Raw genomic sequence first — 23518 nt, 5'->3', positions numbered from 1 at the left:
CGCTGGACGAGATCGCCGAGCTTCCCGGCCTGACGGTCAGCCACAAGTCCCTGGAGACCAACCGGGTCAAGTTCGACCTCGGCTTCTCCTTCGCCGAGTCGCACGGCACCACCGGCACACCGGGCGGCCTGCGCGGCGCACTCCAGTTCAGCACGGATGTGTTCGACCGGGGGACGGCGGAGGCGCTGGTGGAGCGTTTCGTCGGGGTTCTGTCGGCGTTGGCTGCTGATCCGCAGGGTCGGGTCGGTGGGGTGGATGTGTTTGTTGTGGGTGAGCGTGAGCGGGTGTTGGTGGGGTGGAACGGTGCGTCGCGTGAGGTGCGTGGGGTGTCGTTGCCGGTGTTGTTTGCGGAGCAGGTGGAGCGGACGCCGGATGCGGTGGCGGTGGTGGCGGGTGCCCGGTCGTTGACGTATCGGGAGTTGGATGCGTGGTCGAACCGGGTGGCTCGGTGGCTGATCGCGCGGGGGGTGGGCGCGGAGTCGTTCGTGGGGGTGGTGTTGCCGCGGTCGGTGGAGTTGGTGGTGGCGCTGCTGGGGGTGGTGAAGGCCGGTGGTGCGTATGTGCCGGTGGATGCGGGGGTGCCGGCGGAGCGGGTGGCGCAGGTTTTGGGTGATGCGCGTCCGGTGCTGGTGATCGATGACCTGGCGGTTCTGGCTGGTGTGTCCGGTTTTTCGGATGGGCCGGTGTCGGATGGGGATCGTCGGGTGGGGTTGTCGTTGTCGCATCCGGTGTACGTGATTTTCACGTCGGGTTCGACGGGGCGTCCGAAGGGTGTGGTGGTTGAGCATCGTTCGGTGGGTGCGTATTTGGTGCGTGCTCGTGAGGTGTATGGGGATGCGGCGGGGTTGTCGTTGTTGCATTCGTCGGTGGCGTTTGATCTGTCGGTGACGGGTTTGTATGCGCCGTTGGTGAGTGGTGGGTGTGTGGTGCTGGCGGAGTTGGATGAGCGGGCGGGGGTGTGGGGTCGTCCGTCGTTCATGAAGGTGACGCCGTCGCATTTGGGGTTGTTGGAGGTGTTGCCGGCGGGGGTGTCGGCGTCGGGGATGTTGGTCACGGGTGGTGAGGCGTTGGTGGGTGAGGCGCTGGATTCGTGGCGGGGGTTGCATCCGGGTGTGGTGGTGGTGAATGCGTATGGGCCGACGGAGGCGACGGTCAATTGCACGGATTTCCGGATCGAGCCGGGGCAGATCGTCGGTTCGGGTCCGGTGCCGATTGGGCGGCCGTTCTGGAATACGCGGGCGTATGTGCTGGATGGGGATTTGCGTCTGGTGCCGCCGGGGGTTGCGGGTGAGTTGTATGTCGCGGGTGTGGTGCTGGCGCGTGGTTATTGGGGTCGGCCGGATCTGACGGCGGAGCGTTTTGTCGCGGATCCGTTCGGTGGTCCGGGTGCGCGGATGTATCGCACGGGTGATGTGGCGCGGTGGAATGCGGATGGTCAGCTGGTGTATGTGGGCCGGGTTGACGATCAGGTGAAGGTTCGGGGTTTCCGGATCGAGTTGGGTGAGGTGCAGGCCGCGGTCGTCGCGCACGAGGGTGTGGCGCGGGCTGCGGTGGTGGTGCGGGAGGACGAGCCGGGTGACAAGCGTCTGGTGGCGTATGTCGTGGCGTCCGGTTCGGTGGAGGGTCTGCGGGAGTTCGTGGCGGGCCGGTTGCCGGAGTACATGGTGCCGTCGGCGTTCGTGGAGCTGGACGTGCTGCCGCTGACGGTGAACGGCAAGCTGGACCGCCGTGCGCTGCCGGCCCCGCAGTACGTGGTGGAGGCGGTGGGCCGGATGCCGCGGTCCCCGCGTGAGGAGGTGCTGTGCGGTCTGTTCGCGCAGACTCTGGGGGTGGAGTCCGTCTCGATCGACGACGACTTCTTCCGTCTCGGCGGGCACTCCCTCCTCGCCACCCGCCTGGTCAGCCGCATCCGCAGCGTCCTGGACGTGGAACTGCCGATCCGTCAACTCTTCGAGACGCGAACTGTCGTAGGCCTCTCGGGAGCCATCGACCGGGCGGACAACAGCGTGCGTCCGGCCCTCACCGCCGTCATGCCGCGCCCGGAGCGGATTCCGCTCTCCTACGCCCAGCAGCGGCTCTGGTTCCTCCACCAGTTCGAGGGCCCCAACGCCACCTACAACGCCCCGGTGGCGCTGCGGCTGCACGGTCCGCTGGACCGAGAAGCCCTGCGGCTGGCCCTGGCCGACGTCGTCGCCCGCCACGAGAGCCTGCGCACCGTCTTCGCCGAGGACGCCAAAGGGGCCGGCCAGCTCGTCCTTCCGTTCGAGGAAGTCCACCTGCCCCTGGACATCGTGGAGACGGACGAGGCACAGCTGGCGGATCGGCTGGCCGAGGCGGCAGCCCGCCCCTTCGACCTGGCTCGGGAGATCCCGTTCCGGGCGACGCTCCTCGCCCTCTCGGTCGAGGACCACGTCCTGCTCGTCCTGACCCACCACATCGTGAGTGATGCGTGGTCGCGTGGTCCGCTGGCGCGGGACCTGACGGCGGCGTACGCGGCGCGTGTCGCGGGCGAGGCCCCGGCGTGGCAGGCGTTGCCCGTGCAGTACGCCGACTTCAGCCTGTGGCAGCGCGAGACGCTGGGTGCGGAGGACGACCCCGAGAGCGAGATATCCCGCCAACTCGCCTACTGGAAGCATGCGTTGGCCGGGCTTCCGGACCAGCTGGAGCTGCCCTTCGACCGGCCGCGGCCGGCCGTGGCGTCCTACCGGGGTGAGCGGATCCCGTTCGAGGTGCCGGGTGCCCTGTACGAGCGGGTGGTCGCGCTGGCGCGGCACACCCAGTCGAGCCCGTTCATGGTGCTCCAGGCCGCGCTGGCCGCGCTGCTGACCCGGCTCGGCGCGGGCGAGGACATCGCGATCGGCACGCCGATCGCCGGCCGGACCGACGACGCGCTCGACCAGCTCATCGGCGTGTTCATCAACACCCTCGTCCTCCGCACGGACACCTCGGGCAACCCCTCGTTCGGCGAGCTGGTCGACCGGGTCCGCGAGACCAGCCTCCGCGCCTACGCGCACCAGGACCTGCCGTTCGAGCGGCTGGTGGAGGCGGTGAATCCGGAGCGCTCACTCGCCCGGCACCCGCTGTTCCAGGTGCTGCTGACCTTCAACAACACCGACTACCAGGGCGCCCTGGACTCCCTCGACGGCCTGCCCGGGCTCACGGTCGCCCGGCAGTCGGTCGACACCTCGGCCGCCAAGTTCGACCTGGCCTTCGGCTTCAGCGAGCAGTACGACGGACAGGGCCGGGTGAACGGGCTCGCCGGCGTGCTGGAGTACAGCACCGACCTGTTCGAGCACGTGACGGCACGCACCCTCATCGACCGGCTCCTCCGCCTGGCGGCCGCCGCGGTGGCCGAGCCGTCGGCACCCATCGGCTCCATCGATCTCCTGGGCGAGGTCGAGGCGGGTCTGGTGGTGGAGGGGTGGAACGAGACGGCGTGTGTGGTGCCGGGTCGTTCGGTGGTGGAGTTGTTCGCGGAGCGGGTGGCGGCGTCGCCGGGTGCGGTGGCGGTGGTGGCCGGTGAAGTGTCGTTGTCGTATGCGGAGTTGGATGCGCGTGCGGAGCGGTTGGCCGGGTTGCTGGTGTCGCGTGGTGCGGGGCCGGAGCGGTTCGTGGCGGTGGCGTTGCCGAGGTCGGTGGATCTGGTGGTGGCGCTGTTGGCGGTGTGGAAGGCGGGGGCGGCGTATCTGCCGTTGGACACGGAGTACCCGGTGGAGCGGCTGGCGTTCATGCTGGCGGACGCGGATCCGGTGTTGGTGCTGACCACGAGCGAACTGCTGGGCGAGCTCCCCGAGTTGTCGGTGGAGTGCGTGCTCCTGGACGCTCCCATGGGCTCTGCTCCGAGGCCCGAACCGATGGTTCCGGCACCATCGTCCGGGTCGGCGTATGTGATCTATACGTCGGGTTCGACGGGGCGGCCGAAGGGTGTGGTGGTTCCGCAGGGGTCGTTGGTGAACTTCTTGTTGGCGATGCGGGATCGGTTGGGTCTGGGGGTGGGGGATCGGCTGTTGGCGGTGACGACGGTCGGTTTCGACATCGCGGGCCTGGAGTTGTTCGTGCCGTTGCTGAGTGGTGCTGCGGTGGTGGTGGCTGCTCGGGATGTGGTGCGGGATCCGGTGGCGTTGTGTGCGCTGGCGGGGTCCTCGGGTGTGTCGGTGATGCAGGCGACGCCGAGTCTGTGGCGGGCGGTGCTGGCGCAGGACGCTTCGGTGGTGGAGCGCCTGCGGGTGCTGGTCGGCGGTGAGGCCCTGCCGTCGGACCTGGCAACCGAGTTGGCGGGTCGTGCGGTGTCGGTGACGAACATGTACGGCCCGACCGAGACGACGGTGTGGTCGACTGCATGGGACGTACCCGAGTCGGTGGCGGTGTCGCCGAGGATCGGTCGTCCGATCGCGAACACCCGGGTGTACGTGCTGGATTCGGGTCTGCGTCCGGTGCCGGCGGGTGTGCCGGGCGAGTTGTACATCGCCGGGGACGGGGTGGTGCGCGGCTACTGGCGCCGTCCGGAGCTGACGGCCGGGCGCTTCGTCGCGGACCCGTTCGGTGTGCCCGGTGCGCGGATGTACCGCACGGGTGACCTGGCGCGGTGGACGCGGGATGGGGAGCTGGAGTACCTGTCGCGGGTCGACGACCAGGTGAAGCTGCGCGGTTTCCGTATCGAACTGGGTGAGATCGAGGCCGTGCTGGCCGCTCACCCGGGCGTGGCCCAGGCGGCGGTGCTGGTGCGCGAGGACCGCCCCGGTGACAGGCGCCTGGTCGCCTACGTCGTGGCGTCGAATCCGGTGGCCGCCGACCTGCGGGCGCTGGCCGCGGGCCGGCTGCCGGAGTACATGGTGCCGTCGGCGTTCGTCGTGCTGGACGCGTTCCCGTTGACGCCGAACGGCAAGCTGGACCGGCGTGCTCTGCCCGCTCCGCAGTACGCGGCGGAGTCGGTGGGCCGGGCGCCGCGATCGCCGCGCGAGGAGATCCTGTGCGGGCTGTTCGCCGAGACCCTGGGCGTGGAGTCGGTCTCCATCGACGACGACTTCTTCCAGCTCGGCGGGCACTCCCTGCTCGCCACCCGTCTGGTCAGCCGCATCCGCACGGTGCTGGACGTGGAACTCGCCGTCCGACAGGTCTTCGAGGCCCCCACTATCGCCCGCCTGGCCGTCGCGCTGGACGCGGGGGCCGCCGGACGCCTCCCGCTCCGTGCCGTCGAGCGGCGACCGGAGCGCCTGCCGCTCTCGCTCGCCCAGCAGCGGCTCTGGTTCCTGCACCAGTTCGAGGGCCCGAGCGCGACCTACAACGTCCCCGTGGCGCTGCGGCTTTCCGGCTCCCTGGACGTGGAGGCGCTTCGCCGGGCGCTGGCCGATGTCGTGGCCCGCCACGAGAGCCTGCGGACCGTCTTCGCCGAGGACGGCGAGGAGGGCGGCCCGTACCAGGTCGTTCTCGATGCCGAGCGTGCCGCCGAGATCGGGTTCCAGGTGGTCGGCGTCGGCGCCGACGACTTGGACGAGGAGCTGAAGCGCGCGACCAGGACGCCGTTCGACCTGACCAGTGATCTGCCGCTGAGGGCTTGGCTGTTCGAGCTCGGCGAGCAGGAACACGTCCTGCTGGCGGTCGTCCATCACATCGCGGGCGACGCCTGGTCGATGGGCCCGCTGGCCCGTGACCTGGCAGCCGCCTACACGGCGCGAGTCGCGGGGGAGGCGCCGGCCTGGCAGGCGCTGCCGGTGCAGTACGCGGACTACGGCCTCTGGCAGCGCGAGCTGCTGGGGTCGGAGGACGACCAGGACAGCGAGGTTTCGCGCCAACTCGCCTACTGGAAGCGGGCGTTGGCCGACCTTCCGGAGGAGCTGGCGCTGCCCTTCGACCGGCCGCGGCCGGCCACCGCCTCCTACCGGGGCGACCGGGTGACCTTCGCCTTCCCCGACGGCCTGCACGAGGACCTGGTCCGGGTGGCGCGCGAGCAGCGGGCGAGTCTGTTCATGGTGCTGCAGGCGGGGTTGGCGGCGCTGTTGAGCCGGCTGGGGGCGGGGGACGACATCCCGCTGGGCACGCCGATCGCCGGTCGGACGGATGACGCGCTGGACGACCTGGTCGGCTTCTTCGTGAACACGCTGGTGCTGCGGACGGATGTGTCGGGTGACCCGACCTTCGCGGAGTTGATCGAGCGTGTCCGGGCCCGGGACCTGGAGGCGTACGCGCACCAGGACCTGCCGTTCGAGCGGTTGGTGGAGGCGGTGAACCCGGAGCGCTCGCTCGCCCGGCACCCGCTCTTCCAGACCATGCTGGTCCTCAACAACACCGACCAGGGCGCCGCGTCCGCGGTCGCCTCCCTGCCCGGTCTGACCGTGACAGGCCACCCGCTGGACGGCGGGTCCGCCAAGTTCGACCTCTCCTTCCGCCTGTCGGAGGGCGGAGGTGCCCTGGACTTCAGCACGGATGTGTTCGACCGGGGGACGGCGGAGGCGCTGGTGGAGCGTTTCGTCGGGGTTCTGTCGGCGTTGGCTGCTGATCCGCAGGGTCGGGTCGGTGGGGTGGATGTGTTTGTTGTGGGTGAGCGTGAGCGGGTGTTGGTGGGGTGGAACGGTGCGTCGCGTGAGGTGCGTGGGGTGTCGTTGCCGGTGTTGTTTGCGGAGCAGGTGGAGCGGACGCCGGATGCGGTGGCGGTGGTGGCGGATGCCCGGTCGTTGACGTATCGGGAGTTGGATGCGTGGTCGAACCGGGTGGCTCGGTGGCTGATCGCGCGGGGGGTGGGCGCGGAGTCGTTCGTGGGGGTGGTGTTGCCGCGGTCAGTGGAGTTGGTGGTGGCGTTGCTGGGGGTGGTGAAGGCCGGTGGTGCGTATGTGCCGGTGGATGCGGGGGCGCCGGCGGAGCGGGTGGCGCAGGTTTTGGGTGATGCGCGTCCGGTGTTGGTGATCGATGACCCGGCGGTTCTGGCTGGTGTGTCCGGTTTTTCGGATGGGCCGGTGTCGGATGGGGATCGTCGGGTGGGGTTGTCGTTGTCGCATCCGGTGTATGTGATTTTCACGTCGGGTTCGACGGGGCGGCCGAAGGGTGTGGTGGTTGAGCATCGTTCGGTGGGTGCGTATTTGGTGCGTGCTCGTGAGGTGTATGGGGATGCGGCGGGGTTGTCGTTGTTGCATTCGTCGGTGGCGTTTGATCTGTCGGTGACGGGTTTGTATGCGCCGTTGGTGAGTGGTGGGTGTGTGGTGCTGGCGGAGTTGGATGAGCGGGCGGGGGTGTGGGGTCGTCCGTCGTTCATGAAGGTGACGCCGTCGCATTTGGGGTTGTTGGAGGTGTTGCCGGCGGGGGTGTCGGCGTCGGGGATGTTGGTCACGGGTGGTGAGGCGTTGGTGGGTGAGGCGCTGGATTCGTGGCGGGGGTTGCATCCGGGTGTGGTGGTGGTGAATGCGTATGGGCCGACGGAGGCGACGGTCAATTGCACGGATTTCCGGATCGAGCCGGGGCAGATCGTCGGTTCGGGTCCGGTGCCGATTGGGCGGCCGTTCTGGAATACGCGGGCGTATGTGCTGGATGGGGATTTGCGTCTGGTGCCGCCGGGGGTTGCGGGTGAGTTGTATGTCGCGGGTGTGGTGCTGGCGCGTGGTTATTGGGGTCGGCCGGATCTGACGGCGGAGCGTTTTGTCGCGGATCCGTTCGGTGGTCCGGGTGCGCGGATGTATCGCACGGGTGATGTGGCGCGGTGGAATGCGGATGGTCAGCTGGTGTATGTGGGCCGGGTTGACGATCAGGTGAAGGTTCGGGGTTTCCGGATCGAGTTGGGTGAGGTGCAGGCCGCGGTCGTCGCGCACGAGGGTGTGGCGCGGGCTGCGGTGGTGGTGCGGGAGGACGAGCCGGGTGACAAGCGTCTGGTGGCGTATGTCGTGGCGTCCGGTTCGGTGGAGGGTCTGCGGGAGTTCGTGGCGGGCCGGTTGCCGGAGTACATGGTGCCGTCGGCGTTCGTGGAGCTGGACGTGCTGCCGCTGACGGTGAACGGCAAGCTGGACCGCCGTGCGCTGCCGGCCCCGGACTACGGCCTGCAGCACGCTACCGGCCGTTCGGCGCGTTCCCCGCGTGAGGAGGTGCTGTGCGGTCTGTTCGCGCAGACTCTGGGGGTGGAGTCCGTCTCGATCGACGACGACTTCTTCCGTCTCGGCGGGCACTCCCTCCTCGCCACCCGCCTGGTCAGCCGCATCCGCAGCGTCCTGGACGTGGAACTGCCGATCCGTCAACTCTTCGAGACGCGAACTGTCGTAGGCCTCTCGGGAGCCATCGACCGGGCGGACAACAGCGTGCGTCCGGCCCTCACCGCCGTCATGCCGCGCCCGGAGCGGATTCCGCTCTCCTACGCCCAGCAGCGGCTCTGGTTCCTCCACCAGTTCGAGGGCCCCAACGCCACCTACAACATCCCGGTGGCGCTGCGGCTGCACGGTCCGCTGGACCGAGAAGCCCTGCGGCTGGCCCTGGCCGACGTCGTCGCCCGCCACGAGAGCCTGCGCACCGTCTTCGCCGAGGACGCCGAAGGCGCCAGCCAGGTCGTCCGAGCCGTGGACGAGGCCCGGCCGGAGCTGCCCGTCGTGACGGTGACCCCGGAGGAGGTCGGACTGCGACTGCACGAAGCCGCCCGCCAGGGCTTCGACCTGTCGGTCGCGTCGGGTCAACTTCCCCTGCGTGCCACACTGTTCGCCGTCTCGACGGACGAGCACGTGCTACTGCTCCTCCTGCACCACATCGTGAGTGATGCGTGGTCGCGTGGTCCGCTGGCGCGGGACCTGACGGCGGCGTACGCGGCGCGTGTCGCGGGCGAGGCCCCGGCGTGGCAGGCGTTGCCCGTGCAGTACGCCGACTTCAGCCTGTGGCAGCGCGAGACGCTGGGTGCGGAGGACGACCCCGAGAGCGAGATATCCCGCCAACTCGCCTACTGGAAGCATGCGTTGGCCGGGCTTCCGGACCAGCTGGAGCTGCCCTTCGACCGGCCGCGGCCGGCCGTGGCGTCCTACCGGGGTGAGCGGATCCCGTTCGAGGTGCCGGGTGCCCTGTACGAGCGGGTGGTCGCGCTGGCGCGGCACACCCAGTCGAGCCCGTTCATGGTGCTCCAGGCCGCGCTGGCCGCGCTGCTGACCCGGCTCGGCGCGGGCGAGGACATCGCGATCGGCACGCCGATCGCCGGCCGGACCGACGACGCGCTCGACCAGCTCATCGGCGTGTTCATCAACACCCTCGTCCTCCGCACGGACACCTCGGGCCGGCCGTCCGCCCGCACGCTCATCGAGCGCGTCCGTACCCGGGACCTGGAGGCCTACGCGCACCAGGACCTGCCGTTCGAGCGGCTGGTGGAGGCGGTGAATCCGGAGCGCTCGCTCGCCCGGCACCCGCTGTTCCAGGTGCTGCTGGCGTTCAACAACACCGACGAGGCCGCGATCGACCGGAGTGCCCAGCAGCTGCCGGGGCTCACCGTCTCCCGGGCCGTCGCCGAGACGGGCGTAGGCAAGTTCGACCTGTCCTTCGCCTTTGCGGAGCAGTCCGGGGCGGACGGTGCGCTGAACGGCGTGCTGGAGTACAGCACGGACCTCTTCGACCGGACCACCGTCGAGGCCCTTGGCGCGCGTTACCTGCGACTGCTGCAGGGCATGGTGGACGCCCCGGACCTTCCGCTCGACCGGATCGACCTGTTGGGCGAGGTCGAGGCGGGTCTGGTGGTGGAGGGGTGGAACGAGACGGCGTGTGTGGTGCCGGGTCGTTCGGTGGTGGAGTTGTTCGCGGAGCGGGTGGCGGCGTCGCCGGGTGCGGTGGCGGTGGTGGCCGGTGAAGTGTCGTTGTCGTATGCGGAGTTGGATGCGCGTGCGGAGCGGTTGGCCGGGTTGCTGGTGTCGCGTGGTGCGGGGCCGGAGCGGTTCGTGGCGGTGGCGTTGCCGAGGTCGGTGGATCTGGTGGTGGCGCTGTTGGCGGTGTGGAAGGCGGGGGCGGCGTATCTGCCGTTGGACACGGAGTACCCGGTGGAGCGGCTGGCGTTCATGCTGGCGGACGCGGATCCGGTGTTGGTGCTGACCACGAGCGAACTGCTGGGCGAGCTCCCCGAGTTGTCGGTGGAGTGCGTGCTCCTGGACGCTCCCATGGGCTCTGCTCCGAGGCCCGAACCGATGGTTCCGGCACCATCGTCCGGGTCGGCGTATGTGATCTATACGTCGGGTTCGACGGGGCGGCCGAAGGGTGTGGTGGTTCCGCAGGGGTCGTTGGTGAACTTCTTGTTGGCGATGCGGGATCGGTTGGGTCTGGGGGTGGGGGATCGGCTGTTGGCGGTGACGACGGTCGGTTTCGACATCGCGGGCCTGGAGTTGTTCGTGCCGTTGCTGAGTGGTGCTGCGGTGGTGGTGGCTGCTCGGGATGTGGTGCGGGATCCGGTGGCGTTGTGTGCGCTGGCGGGGTCCTCGGGTGTGTCGGTGATGCAGGCGACGCCGAGTCTGTGGCGGGCGGTGCTGGCGCAGGACGCTTCGGTGGTGGAGCGCCTGCGGGTGCTGGTCGGCGGTGAGGCCCTGCCGTCGGACCTGGCAACCGAGTTGGCGGGTCGTGCGGTGTCGGTGACGAACATGTACGGCCCGACCGAGACGACGGTGTGGTCGACTGCATGGGACGTACCCGAGTCGGTGGCGGTGTCGCCGAGGATCGGTCGTCCGATCGCGAACACCCGGGTGTACGTGCTGGATTCGGGTCTGCGTCCGGTGCCGGCGGGTGTGCCGGGCGAGTTGTACATCGCCGGGGACGGGGTGGTGCGCGGCTACTGGCGCCGTCCGGAGCTGACGGCCGGGCGCTTCGTCGCGGACCCGTTCGGTGTGCCCGGTGCGCGGATGTACCGCACGGGTGACCTGGCGCGGTGGACGCGGGATGGGGAGCTGGAGTACCTGTCGCGGGTCGACGACCAGGTGAAGCTGCGCGGTTTCCGTATCGAACTGGGTGAGATCGAGGCCGTGCTGGCCGCTCACCCGGGCGTGGCCCAGGCGGCGGTGCTGGTGCGCGAGGACCGCCCCGGTGACAGGCGCCTGGTCGCCTACGTCGTGGCGTCGAATCCGGTGGCCGCCGACCTGCGGGCGCTGGCCGCGGGCCGGCTGCCGGAGTACATGGTGCCGTCGGCGTTCGTCGTGCTGGACGCGTTCCCGTTGACGCCGAACGGCAAGCTGGACCGGCGTGCTCTGCCCGCTCCGCAGTACGCGGCGGAGTCGGTGGGCCGGGCGCCGCGATCGCCGCGCGAGGAGATCCTGTGCGGGCTGTTCGCCGAGACCCTGGGCGTGGAGTCGGTCTCCATCGACGACGACTTCTTCCAGCTCGGCGGGCACTCCCTGCTCGCCACCCGTCTGGTCAGCCGCATCCGCACGGTGCTGGACGTGGAACTCGCCGTCCGACAGGTCTTCGAGGCCTCGACGGTCGCCGAGCTCGCCACCGCACTGGACGCGGGGGCCGGTTCGCGCAGCCGGGTGGTCCGCGCGGTCAGGCCGGCCCGGGTGCCGCTGTCGCACGCCCAGCAGCGTCTCTGGTTCCTCCAGCACCTGGAGGGCCCCAGCGAGGCCTACAACATGCCGGTCTCGCTGAACCTGACCGGCCCGGTGGACGTGGAGGCGCTTCGCCGGGCGCTGGCCGATGTCGTGGCCCGCCACGAGAGCCTGCGGACGGTCTTCGCCGAGGACGCCGACGGTGTCGCCTACCAGGTGGTGCTGGCGCCGGAGCAGGCGCCGGTCCCGTTGGCCGTCGAGCAGCTGGACGACGATGACGACGCGGTCGTGGACCGGCTGATGCGGCGCGCGGCCGGGTACGTCTTCGACCTGGCCCGGGAGGTCCCGCTGCGGGCCGCGCTGTTCAGGCTCCCGCCGGAGCCGGGCGGCGAGGGCCGGGAGCGCAGCACGCTCCTGCTGCTGACCCACCACATCGCGGGCGACGCCTGGTCGCGCGGTGTCCTGGTCCGCGATCTGACGGCCGCCTACACGGCGCAGGCCGTGGCGGGTGCCTCCCCCGCGTGGGCGGCGCTGCCGGTGCAGTACGCGGACTACGGCCTCTGGCAGCGCGAGCTGTTGGGGTCGGAGGACGACCAGGACAGCGAGGTTTCGCGCCAACTCGCCTACTGGAAGCGGGCGTTGGCCGACCTTCCGGAGGAGCTGGCGCTGCCCTTCGATCGGCCGCGGCCGGCCACCGCCTCCTACCGGGGCGACCGGGTGACCTTCGCCTTCCCCGACGGCCTGCACGAGCGCCTGGTCCGGGTGGCGCGCGAGCAGCGGGCGAGTCTGTTCATGGTGCTGCAGGCGGCGCTGGCCGCGCTGCTGACCCGGCTCGGAGCGGGCGAGGACATCCCGCTCGGTACCCCGATTGCGGGCCGTACCGACGATGCCCTGGACGACCTGGTCGGCTTCTTCGTCAACACCCTCGTCCTGCGCACCGACACCTCCGGCGACCCGACCTTCGCCGAGCTGATCGAGCGTGTCCGGGCCCGGGACCTGGAGGCGTACGCGCACCAGGACCTGCCGTTCGAGCGCCTGGTGGAGGCGGTGAACCCGGAGCGCTCGCTCGCCCGGCACCCGCTCTTCCAGACGGCGCTCAGCTTCGACAGCGGCGCCCGGGAGACCGCTTCCCGCGGTGCCGCCCCCGGCGCTCCCGCCGGCCTCACCGTGACCGGCCGCCCGCTCGGCGCGCCCTCCGCGAAGTTCGACCTCTCCTTCGAACTCGCCGAGCACACCAGCGACACCGACCACCGCACCCCGCTCCTCACCGGCGCGCTGGACTTCAGCACCGAGCTGTTCGACCACGCCACCGCCCGGAGCATCGCCGACCGCTTCGTCCGCGTCCTGGCGGCCCTGGCCGACGACCCGGACGCCCGGATCGGCGCGGTGGAGGTCCTGGACGCCGACGAGCGGCGCCGGATCCTGGTGGAGTGGAACGACACGGCCGTCGAGCACCGCGACCGGACGCCGGTGCACGTGCTCTTCGAGGAGCACGCGGCGGCCCGCCCCGAGGCGGTGGCCCTCGCGGGCGCCGACGGGCCGGTCACCTACCGGGAGCTGAACGAGCGGGCCAACCGGCTCGCCCACCACCTGATCGGCCTCGGCGTGGGCGCCGAGAGCCGGGTCGCCGTCCTCCAGGAGCGTTCGGCGGAGCTGGTGGTCTCGACGCTCGCCGTGCTGAAGGCCGGCGGCGCGTACGTGCCGATCGACCCGCACCAGCCTGCGGTCCGTTCGGAGTTCATCCTGCGGGACACCGCGGCGGTGGTCCTGCTGACCGACCGGGCCCCGGAGGCCGTCGGCTTCGCCGTGGACGTCCCGGTGCTGCGGGTGGGGCCGCAGGGCGCGCTCGACCTGGCGGCCGAGCCGGCCACCGATCCGGGGGTGGCCACGGACGCCGGGCAACTGGTCTACGTCATGTACACGTCGGGCTCGACCGGCACCCCGAAGGGCGTCGGCAACACCCACCACAACGTGGTGCACCTGGCGGCGGACCGGTACTGGCGCGGCGGCCACCACGAGCGGGTGCTGATGCACTCCCCGTACGCCTTCGACGCCTCCACCTTCGAGATCTGGACCCCGCTGCTGACCGGCGGCACCGTCGTGGTGGCCCCCGCCGGGCGGCTCGACGCCGGTGACCTCGCGACCGCGATCGCCGAGGGCGGGGTGACCGGACTGTTCGTCAGCGCCGGCCTGTTCCGGGTGCTCGCGGAGGAGCGGCCCGAGTGCTTCCGGGGCGTGCGGGAGATCTGGGCCGGTGGTGACGTGGTCTCCCCGGGCGCCGTGCGGCGGGTGCTGGAGGCCTGCCCCGGCACCGTGGTGGCCAACGAGTACGGGCCGACCGAGACGACGGTGTTCTCCACGGTCAACCCGCTGCGGACGCCGCAGGAGGTGCCGGAGGCGGTCGTCCCGATCGGCCGGCCGCTGTGGAACACCCGGGTGTACGTCCTGGACGCGCGGCTGCGGCCGGTGCCACCGGGCGTCGCGGGCGAGCTGTACATCGGCGGTGCCGGTGTCGCCCGCGGCTACCTGGGCCGGGCCGGGCTCACTGCCCAGCGGTTCGTCGCCGACCCGTTCACCGGCGGCGGCGAGGCCGGCGGCGGGGCCGGCGGCGAGCGGATGTACCGCACCGGCGACGTGGTGCGCCGACTCGGCGACGGGCGGCTGGAGTTCCTCGGCCGCGTCGACGACCAGGTGAAGCTGCGCGGCTTCCGGATCGAGCCCGGCGAGGTCGAGGCGGTGCTCGCCGCCCCCGACGAGGTCGCCCAGGCGGCCGTGGTGCTGCGCGAGGACCGGCCCGGCGACAAGCGCCTGGTGGCGTACGTCGTCCCGGCCGCCGGGGCGCCGGTCGACGCCGCCGCCGTGCGCGCCCGCGCCGCCGCCGCTCTGCCGGACTACATGGTGCCCTCGGCCGTGGTCGTGCTGGACACCCTGCCGCTCACCCTGAACGGCAAGCTCGACCGGCGGGCCCTGCCCGCGCCCGCGTACGGGACCGACCGGGACGGCAGCGGCGGGCGCGGGCCGCGCACCGAGCGCGAGAAGGCGCTGTGCGCCCTGTTCGCCGAGGTGCTGGGCCTGGACGGGCCCGGGACCGGGGCAGGGGTCGGGGCCGGGACCGGAGCCGGGGTCGGTATCGACGACAGCTTCTTCGACCTCGGCGGCGACAGCATCATGTCGATCCAGCTGGTCAGCCGGGCCCGCCGGGCCGGACTCGAACTGTCGGTGCGCGACGTCTTCGAGCAGCGGACGGTGGCCGCCCTGGCCGAGGTCGTCCGGGAGACCGGCGGCACGCCCGCCGAGGAGCCGGGCGCCGGCGTCGGCGAGGTGCCGCTCACGCCGATCATGCACTGGTTCCTCGAACGCGGCGGCCCCGCCGACCAGTACAACCAGTCCCGACTGGTGCAGGTCCCGGCCTCGCTGAGCCCGGAGCACCTGGCGGCGGCCGTCGGGGCCCTGATCGACCACCACGACGCCCTGCGGGCCCGGCTCTCCCCGGCGCCCGGGCGGCGGCTGGAGATCCGCGCACCGGGTGCCGTGGACTCGGCCGCGCTGGTCCGCCACGTCGACGCGACCGGGCTGGACGAGCAGGCGCAGCGGGACCTGGTGGCCCGCGAGACGCGGGCCGCCCGCGAACGGCTCGACCTGGCCTCCGGGAGCGTCGTCCAGGCCGTCCGGTTCGACCGCGGCCGCGAACTGCCCGGGCTCCTGCTGCTGATCGTCCACCACCTGGTCGTCGACGGGGTGTCCTGGCGGATCCTGGTGCCCGACCTGGCGGAGGCGTACCGCGCCGTGAGCGCCGGGCACCGGCCGCAGCTGCAGGCCGTCGGCACCTCGCTGCGGCGCTGGTCGCAGCGGCTTTCCGAGGAGGCGGCGAAGCCCGCCCGGGCGGCGGAGGCCGGCTGGTGGCAGCAGGTGCTGCGGCCCGGTGACCCGCGGATCGGCCGGCGGGCCCTGGACCCGGAGCGGGACACCTACGCGACGGCGGAGCACCTGACGGTGACCCTGCCGACGGAGGTGACCGAGCGGGTGCTGACCCGGGTGCCCGCGGTGTTCAAGGCGGAGGTCAACGACGTGCTGCTGGCCGCGTTCGCGCTGGCCTGGGCGCGCTGGCGGGGCAGCCCGGCGGACGCCGCCCTGATCGACCTGGAGGGCCACGGCCGCGAGGAGGAGGTCGTCGGCGGGGCGGACCTGTCCCGCACGGTGGGCTGGTTCACCAGCCTGTACCCGGTCCGGCTGGACCCGGCCGCCGCCGACCTGGCCGAGGCCTTCGCGGGCGGCCCCGCCGCCGGCACCGCGCTCAAGCGGATCAAGGAGCAGCTGCGGGCGGTGCCGGACAAGGGCATGGGCTACGGCCTGGTGCGCCACCTCAACCCCGCGACGGCCCCCGGCTTCGCCGACCTACCCCGCCCGCAGGTGGCCTTCAACTACCTGGGCCGCTTCACCACCGCGGGCCCGCAGGACGCGGGCACCGCCGCCGTCCCCGACTGGACGGTGCTGTCCACCGCAGCCGGCGCCGGCGGCACCGACCCGAGGGTGCCGCTCGCGCACCCGCTGGAGCTCAACGCCCGCACCAACGACGGGCCGGCCGGCCCCGAGCTGGCGGCCACCTGGACCTGGGCGCGGGACATCCTCGGCCGCACCGACGTCCAGGAGCTGGCCGACCTGTGGTTCCAGGCCCTGCGGGCGCTGACCGAGCACGCTGAACGTCCCGACGCGGGCGGGCTGACCGTCTCGGACGTCTCGCTGAGCCTGCTGAGCCAGGACGAGATCGAATCGCTGGAAGACGAGTGGAGGACCTGGTAATGGCGACGCAGTCCGGACTGCAGGACATCCTGCCGCTGGCCCCGCTCCAGGAAGGGCTGCTGTTCCACAGCGTGTACGACGAGGCGGCACCGGACGTGTACCTCGTGCAGCAGGCCATCGACCTGGAGGGCGCACTCGACACCGAGGCCCTGCGGGCGGCCTGCCGGACCCTGCTGCGGCGGCACGCCAACCTGCGCGCGGCCTTCCGGTACACGGGCGTGCAGCGCCCGGTGCAGCTCATCCCGCACGAGGTGCGGCTGCCCTGGGAGGAGCTGGACCTGACCGGGCTCCCGGAGGTGGAGCGCACGGCCGCCGCGGACCGCGCGGTGGAGGAGGACCGGCTGCGCCGGTTCGACCTGGGCCGCCCGCCGCTGATGCGGTTCACCCTGATGCGGCTGGGCGAGCGGCGGCACCGCTTCGTGCTGACCAACCACCACATCCTGCTGGACGGCTGGTCGCGGCCGATGCTGGTGCGCGAACTCCTCGCCCTGTACGCGGCCGCCGGCGACGACCGCGCCCTGCCCGGGGTCCGGCCGTTCCGCGACTACCTGCAGTGGCTCGCGGGCCAGGACAAGGCGTCGGCGCTCGCCGCCTGGCGCACGGCCCTGGCCGGGCTCGACGGCCCCACACTGGTCGCCCCGCAGGCGGGGGAGCGCGCCCCGGTCGTCCCGGGCCGGCTGGAGACCGAGCTGGACCGCGACACGTACGAGGCGCTGACCGCCCTCGCCCGGGAGCGGGACCTGACCCTCAACTCGCTGGTCCAGGGCGCCTGGGCGGTGGTCCTGGGCGGGCTGACCGGCCGGGACGACGTGGTCTTCGGCAGCACCGTCTCCGGCCGGCCGCCGGAGGTCCCCGGGATCGAGACCATGGTGGGGCTGTTCATCAACACCCTGCCGGTGCGCGTCGTCCTGCGGCCCGAGGAGTCCCTGCCGGACACCGTCCGCCGGGTTCAGGAGGAGCAGGCCCGGCTCCAGCCCTACCAGCACACCGGCCTGGCCGAGGTGCAGCGGCTGGCCGGGGCCGGCGAACTCTTCGACACCACCATGGTGTTCGAGAACTACCCGGTGGACATCGGCGCCGAGAACGACCGGCCCGGCGGCATCCGCGGGGTGACCGTCACCGCCAGCCGCAACCGCGACGCCACCCACTACCCGCTCGCCCTGGTCGCGGTCGGCCGCGGCGGACTGCGGCTGCGCCTGGACCACCAGCCGGACCTGGTCCCCGCCGGGACGGCCCGCGCCGTCATGGACCGGCTGGTCCGGGTGCTGCGGTCGGTCGCCGCCGAGCCCGCCCGGCCGCTGGCCCGGCTGGACCTGCTCCCCGAAAGCGAGCGCCGGGCCGTCCTGGACCTCGGCCGCGGCGCGGACACCCCGGTGCCCGCGGGCGGCCTGCCCGAGGCGTTCCGTGCCCAGGCCCGGCGCACCCCGGACGCGATCGCCGTACGGTGCGGGAGCACCGCGTACGACTACGCCGCGCTGGACGCCCGCTCGGACGCGCTGGCGCTGCGCCTGGCCGGGCTCGGAGTGACGGCCGAGTCGCCGGTGGCGCTGCTCATGGACCGCTCGGCGGAGCTGGTGGTGGCGGTGCTCGCCGTCCTCAAGGCGGGCGGCGCCTACGTCCCGCTGCGCCAGGGCGACCCGGTGGACCGGCTGCGCCGGGTCGCCGCGCTGGCCGGGACCGCCCTGGTGCTCACCGACCGGGGCCACGCCGGCCGCGCCGCGCAGCTCGACGCCGGCCCGGTGGTCACCGTGGAGGAGGACGGCGGGCCGTCCGCCGCCCCGGCCACGCTGGCTGCCCCGGCCGCTGCGGCGGAGCTGCCGCGGCACATCGCCGGGGACCGCCTCGCCTACCTGATGCACACCTCCGGCTCGACCGGCACGCCCAAGGGCGTCGCCGTCACCCACCGCGACGTGCTCGAACTGGCCCACGACCGGTCCTTCGCGGGCGGCGCCCACCGGCGGGTCCTGGTCCACTCGCCGCACGCCTTCGACGCCTCCACCTACGAGCTGTGGGTGCCGCTGCTGTCCGGCGGCACCGCCGTCGTCGCCCCGCCCGGGGACCTCGACACCGAGGTGCTCGGCAAGCTCGTCGCCGAGCACGAGCTGACCGGGCTCTGGCTGACCTCCGGCCTCTTCCAACTCGTCGCCGACGAGGCCCCCGAGGCCCTGGCCGGCGTGCGGGAGGTCTGGACCGGCGGCGACGTGGTGCCCGCCGCGTCGGTGCGCCGGGTGATGGCGGCCTGCCCCGGCACGGCCGTGGTCGACGGCTACGGCCCCACCGAGACCACCACCTTCGCGGTCCGGCACCGGCTGCCCGCCGACGGCCCCGTCCCGGCCGCCGTCCCCATCGGCACCCCGCTGGACAACACCCGGCTGCTGGTCCTGGACGCCGGGCTGCGGCCGGTGCCCCGCGGCATGGCGGGCGAACTGCACATCGCCGGGGCCGGCCTGGCCCGCGGCTACTGGCGCCGCCCCGGGCTCACCGCGGAACGCTTCGTCGCCGACCCGTACGGCCCGGCCGGCTCCCGGATGTACCGCACCGGCGACCTCGTCCGGTGGACGCCCGAGGGCACCCTGGACTACCTCGGGCGCGCCGACGAACAGGTCAAACTGCGCGGCTTCCGCATCGAACTCGGCGAGATCGAGGCCGTCCTGGGCCGCCACCCGGACGTCGCCCAGGCCGTCGTCACCCTCCAGGAGCCCAACCCCGGCGAGCCCAGCCCCGGCGACAAGCGGCTGGTCGCCTGCGTCGTCGCCGAACGCGACGCCGAACCCACCCCGGCCGCGCTGCGCGCCCACGTCGCCGCCGAACTGCCCGACTACATGGTGCCCGGGGCGTTCCTGCTCCTCGACGCGCTGCCGCTGACCGGCAACGGCAAGGTCGACCGGCGGGCGCTGCCGACCGCGGAGGCGGCCCCCGCCGCCGCGGCGCAGCGGCGGGCGCCCCGCACCCCGCAGGAGTCCATCCTGTGCGGCCTGTTCGCCGAACTCCTCGGCGTGCCGCAGGTCGGCATCGACGATGACTTCTTCGAGCTGGGCGGCCACTCGCTGCTCGCCACCCGGCTGGTCGGCCGGGTCCGCTCCGTGCTCGGTGCCGAACTCGCCGTCCGCGGACTCTTCGAGCACCCCACCCCCGCCGCGCTCGCCCGGGCGCTGTCCGCGGCCGGCGCCGCCCGGCCGGCCCTGGAGCGGGCCCGGCCCCGGCCGGAGCGCGTCCCGGCCTCGTTCGCCCAGCGCCGGCTCTGGTTCCTGCACCGCTTCGAAGGGCCCGGCGCCACCTACAACATCCCCTTCGCGCTGCGGCTCACCGGGAGCCTGGACCGGGAGGCCCTGCGGGCCGCCCTCGCCGACGTCGCCGAGCGGCACGAGTCGCTGCGCACCGTCTTCGCGGAGGACGCCGAGGGGCCGTACCAGATCGTCCGGCACGGTGCGGACGCCCGCCCCGAGCTCACCTTCGTCCCCGCCGTGGCAGCCGACCGGCTGGCGGCGGAGCTCGCCGCGGCCGCCGGGCACGGCTTCGAGCTGGACCGTGAACTCCCGCTGCGGGCCTGGCTGTTCGACACCGGATCGGCCGACCGGGAGGAGCACGTGCTGCTGCTGGTGGTGCACCACATCGCGGGTGACGGCTGGTCCGTCCCGCTGCTCGCCCGCGACCTGGTCACCGCCTACACGGCCCGCCTCGGCGCCGCCGCCCCCGCCTGGCGGCCGCTGCCCGTCCAGTACGCCGACTACAGCCTCTGGCAGCGCGCCGTGCTCGGCTCCGAGGACGCCGAGGACAGCCCGGCCGCACGCCAACTCGCCTACTGGAAGCAGACCCTGGCCGGCCTGCCGGAGGAACTGGCGCTGCCCGCCGACCGGCCCAGGCCCGCCGTCGGCAGCCACCGCGGGGACCGCGTCCTCTACCAGGTCCCGGAGGCGCTGTACGCACGGATCCGCGGCCTCGCCAGGTCCGCCCAGGCCAGCCCGTTCATGGTGCTGCAGGCCGCCGTCGCCGCCCTGCTGACCCGGCTCGGCGCGGGCGAGGACATCCCGCTCGGCACCCCGATCGCCGGCCGTACCGACGACGCCCTGGACGACCTGGTCGGGTTCTTCGTCAACACCCTCGTGCTGCGCACCGACACCTCCGGCGACCCGACCTTCAAGGAGCTGGTCGCCCGGGTCCGCGAGAGCGACCTGGCGGCCTACGCCCACCAGGACCTGCCCTTCGAACGGCTGGTGGAGGCGGTCAACCCCAAGCGGGTGCAGTCCCGCCACCCGCTGTTCCAGACCATGCTCACCTTCAACAACACCGACCAGCGGAGTGCGGCGGCCGACGGCGGCCTGCGGCTGCCCGGTCTCACCGCCGAACCGCTGCCCGCCGCCACCGGCTCGGCCAAGTTCGACCTGCTGCTCTCCTTCGCCGAACGGCACGGCCCCGACGGCACCCCCGACGGCCTCGGCGCCGGCCTGGAGTTCAGCACCGACCTGTTCGACCCCGGTACGGCCCGCGCCCTGGTCGACCGGCTGCTGCGCCTCCTCGACCAGGTGACCGCCGACCCGCAGCGCCGCCTGGGCGAACTGAGCCTGCTCGACGGCCCCGAACGGGACCGGCTGCTGGCGGCGGGCCGCGGCCCCGACCGCCCCCGCGCCCGGGACCTCGGGCCCGCCGCCCGCTTCGAGGCCGCCGCCGCCCGCAGCCCGCTCGCCACGGCGGTGGAGGCCCCCGAGGGCGCCGTCGGCTACCGGGAGCTCAACGCGCGGGCCAACCGCCTCGCCCGGCTGCTCCGGGAGCGCGGCGCGGGCCCCGAGGGCCTGGTCGCGGTGGTGATGCACCGGTCCGTCGACCTGGTCACCGCCCTGCTCGCGGTCCTCAAGACCGGTGCCGGCTACCTGCCGGTGGACCCGGCCTACCCGGCCGACCGGATCGCCCACATGCTGGACGACGCCCGGCCGGTCTGCGTCCTGACCACGGCCGAGCCGGTCGGCATTCTCCCGGACCGGGCCGCGGCGGCGGCGCTGCGGGTCGACTCCCCGGACGTCCTCGCCGCCCTCGCCGCCCACCCCGACACCGACCTCACCGCGGCCGAGCGCCCCACCCCGTACCGCGGCGCCCACCCCGCCTACGTCATCCACACCTCGGGATCGACCGGCCGCCCCAAGGGGGTGGTGATGCCGGCCGACGCCCTGCTCAACCTGCTGGACTGGCACGACCGGGAGCTGCCGGGCGGCCCCGGCACCCGGGTCGCCCAGTTCACCGCCGTCAGCTTCGACGTGTCCGTGCAGGAGATGCTCTCCGCGCTGCTCGCCGGCAAGACCCTGGTGGTCTGCCCGGAGGACGTCCGGCGCGACCCGGCCCGGCTGGCCCGCTGGCTCCAGGACCGGCAGGTCCACGAGCTGTACGCGCCCAACCCGGTGCTGGACGCGGTGTGCGAGGCGGCCGTAGCCCAGCGGCTCGCGCTGCCGGAGCTCACCGACCTCGTCCAGGCCGGCGAGGCCCTGACCCCGCACGGCTCCATCCGGGCGTTCTGCGCGGCCCGCCCCGGCCGGCGCCTGCACAACCACTACGGCCCCGCCGAGACGCACGTCGTCACGGCCGTCCGGCTCCCCGCGGACCCGGCCGACTGGGCGCCTACCGCGCCCATCGGACGGCCCGTCGACAACACAGCGGTCCGGCTGCTCGACGGCCGGCTGCGCCCCGTGCCGCCCGGCGTCCCCGGGGAGCTCTACATCGCCGGAGCCGCCCTGGCCCGCGGCTACCTGCACCGCCCCGACCGCACCGCCGAGCGGTTCGTCGCCGACCCCTGGGGCCCGGCCGGCACCCGGCTGTACCGCACCGGCGACCTGGCCCGGTGGACGGCGGACGGGCAGCTCCTCTACCTGGGGCGCGCCGACACCCAGGTCAAGGTCCGCGGCTTCCGGATCGAACCGGGCGAGATCGAGGCCGCCCTGGTCGCCGCCCCCGGCGTGGCGCAGGCGGCCGTGGTGGTCCGGGAGGACCGGCCCGGGGACCGGCGCCTGGCCGGGTACGTGGTGGCCCAGGACGGCGCCCGGCCGCTCCCGGGCGAGCTGCGGGCGCACCTGGCCCGCCGGCTGCCCGAGCACATGGTCCCGGCCACCTTCACCGTCCTGGCGGCGCTGCCGCTGACCCCCAACGGCAAGCTCGACCGGGCCGCGCTCCCGGCCCCCGACCGCGGCAACGAGGAGCGCTCGCGCCCGCCGGCCACCCCCGGGGAGCTCGCGCTCTGCGCCCTGTTCGCCGAGGTCCTGGGGCTGGCGGAGGTGGGCGCCGAGGACGACTTCTTCGAGCTCGGCGGCCACTCCTTCCTCGCCGCCCGGCTGGTCGGCCGGATCCGCGCGGAGCTCGCGGCGGACCTGCCGGTCCGTACCGTCTTCGACACCCCGACCCCGGCGGGCCTGGCCCGGGCCCTCGACGGGGAGGCGGCCCCGGGGGAGGAGGCGGCCGGGGCCGGCCGGGCCACCCGGCGCCTGCTGCCGCTGCGCGCCCGTGGCACGGCCGCGCCGGTGTTCTTCCTGCACCCGGGCGGCGGCTTCAGCTGGTGCTACGCGGGCCTGGTCCGCCACCTCGGCCCCGACGTGCCGGTCCACGGCATCCAGGCCGCCGGGCTCGACGGCAGGGGCGTCCTGCCCGACTCGGTCGAGGAGATGACGGAGGACCACCTCGCGCTGGTCCGCTCCGTCCAGCCGACCGGGCCGTACCGGCTGGCGGGCTGGTCCTTCGGCGGCCTGACCGCCTTCGCGCTGGCCACCCGGCTGCAGCAGGAGGGCGAGCAGGTCTCGCTGCTGGCGCTGCTCGACGCCTACCCGCCGGCCGCGGACGCCGTCACCGCGGAGCCGGTGCCGCACGAGGTCGTCGCGCACAACCTGCGGGCCATGGGATTCACCTTCGACGAGGCGGAGCTCATAGCAGACGAGAAGGCGGTCCTGCTGCGTTTCCGTGAGTTCCTGCAGACCGGGAACCAGAACCTCCGGCACCTGGAGGCCCAGGACATCCTGGCGCTGAAGGACGTGTACGTGAACAACGTCCGGCTCATGCGGCGTTTCCGGCCCGGATTCTTCGACGGTGACCTGCTTTTCGTCTCCGCCGAGGAGAAGTCGGAAGCCGACCGCTCGGGCCGTCTGGATGTCAGCTTGTGGCAACCGCTGGTGGGTGGTTCGGTCGAGGTCTGCCCGATAGAGTCGACGCACGGAAATCTGCTGGCGGACGACCGCCATACGGCCCGCATCGGGCAATTCCTCGCGGAGCGGCTGTGA

Annotated in this window: 2 protein-coding genes (1 of these 2 running past the window's edge); both read left to right on the top strand. The window is 73.0% G+C overall.

All coding sequences use genetic code 11. The features are described from left to right. On the top strand, positions 1–16268 hold the 3' portion of the coding sequence (locus tag CRP52_RS06990; RefSeq protein WP_097235607.1) for a non-ribosomal peptide synthetase. It extends 4285 nt beyond the left edge of the window; the window shows 16268 of its 20553 coding nt (coding positions 4286–20553); its start codon lies off the left edge, out of view; its stop codon occupies positions 16266–16268. After that, positions 16268–23518 carry an amino acid adenylation domain-containing protein gene (locus CRP52_RS06985; protein ID WP_097235606.1) on the top strand — a complete coding sequence of 2417 codons (7251 nt, stop codon included), beginning with the start codon at positions 16268–16270 and terminating at the stop codon, positions 23516–23518. Before CRP52_RS06990 ends, CRP52_RS06985 begins: the two co-directional genes overlap by 1 nt.

Origin of the sequence: Streptomyces sp. 1331.2 (assembly GCF_900199205.1) — a bacterium.
Lineage (GTDB): Bacteria > Actinomycetota > Actinomycetes > Streptomycetales > Streptomycetaceae > Kitasatospora.
The sequence above is the reverse complement of the archived record's forward strand: the minus strand, read 5'-3'. Positions and strand labels throughout refer to the sequence as shown.

Excerpts from the sequence above, each read along its gene's own strand:
- CRP52_RS06985 (WP_097235606.1), top strand. The coding sequence starts at position 16,268 with ATGGCGACGCAGTCCGGACTGCAGGACATCCTGCCGCTGGCCCCGCTC.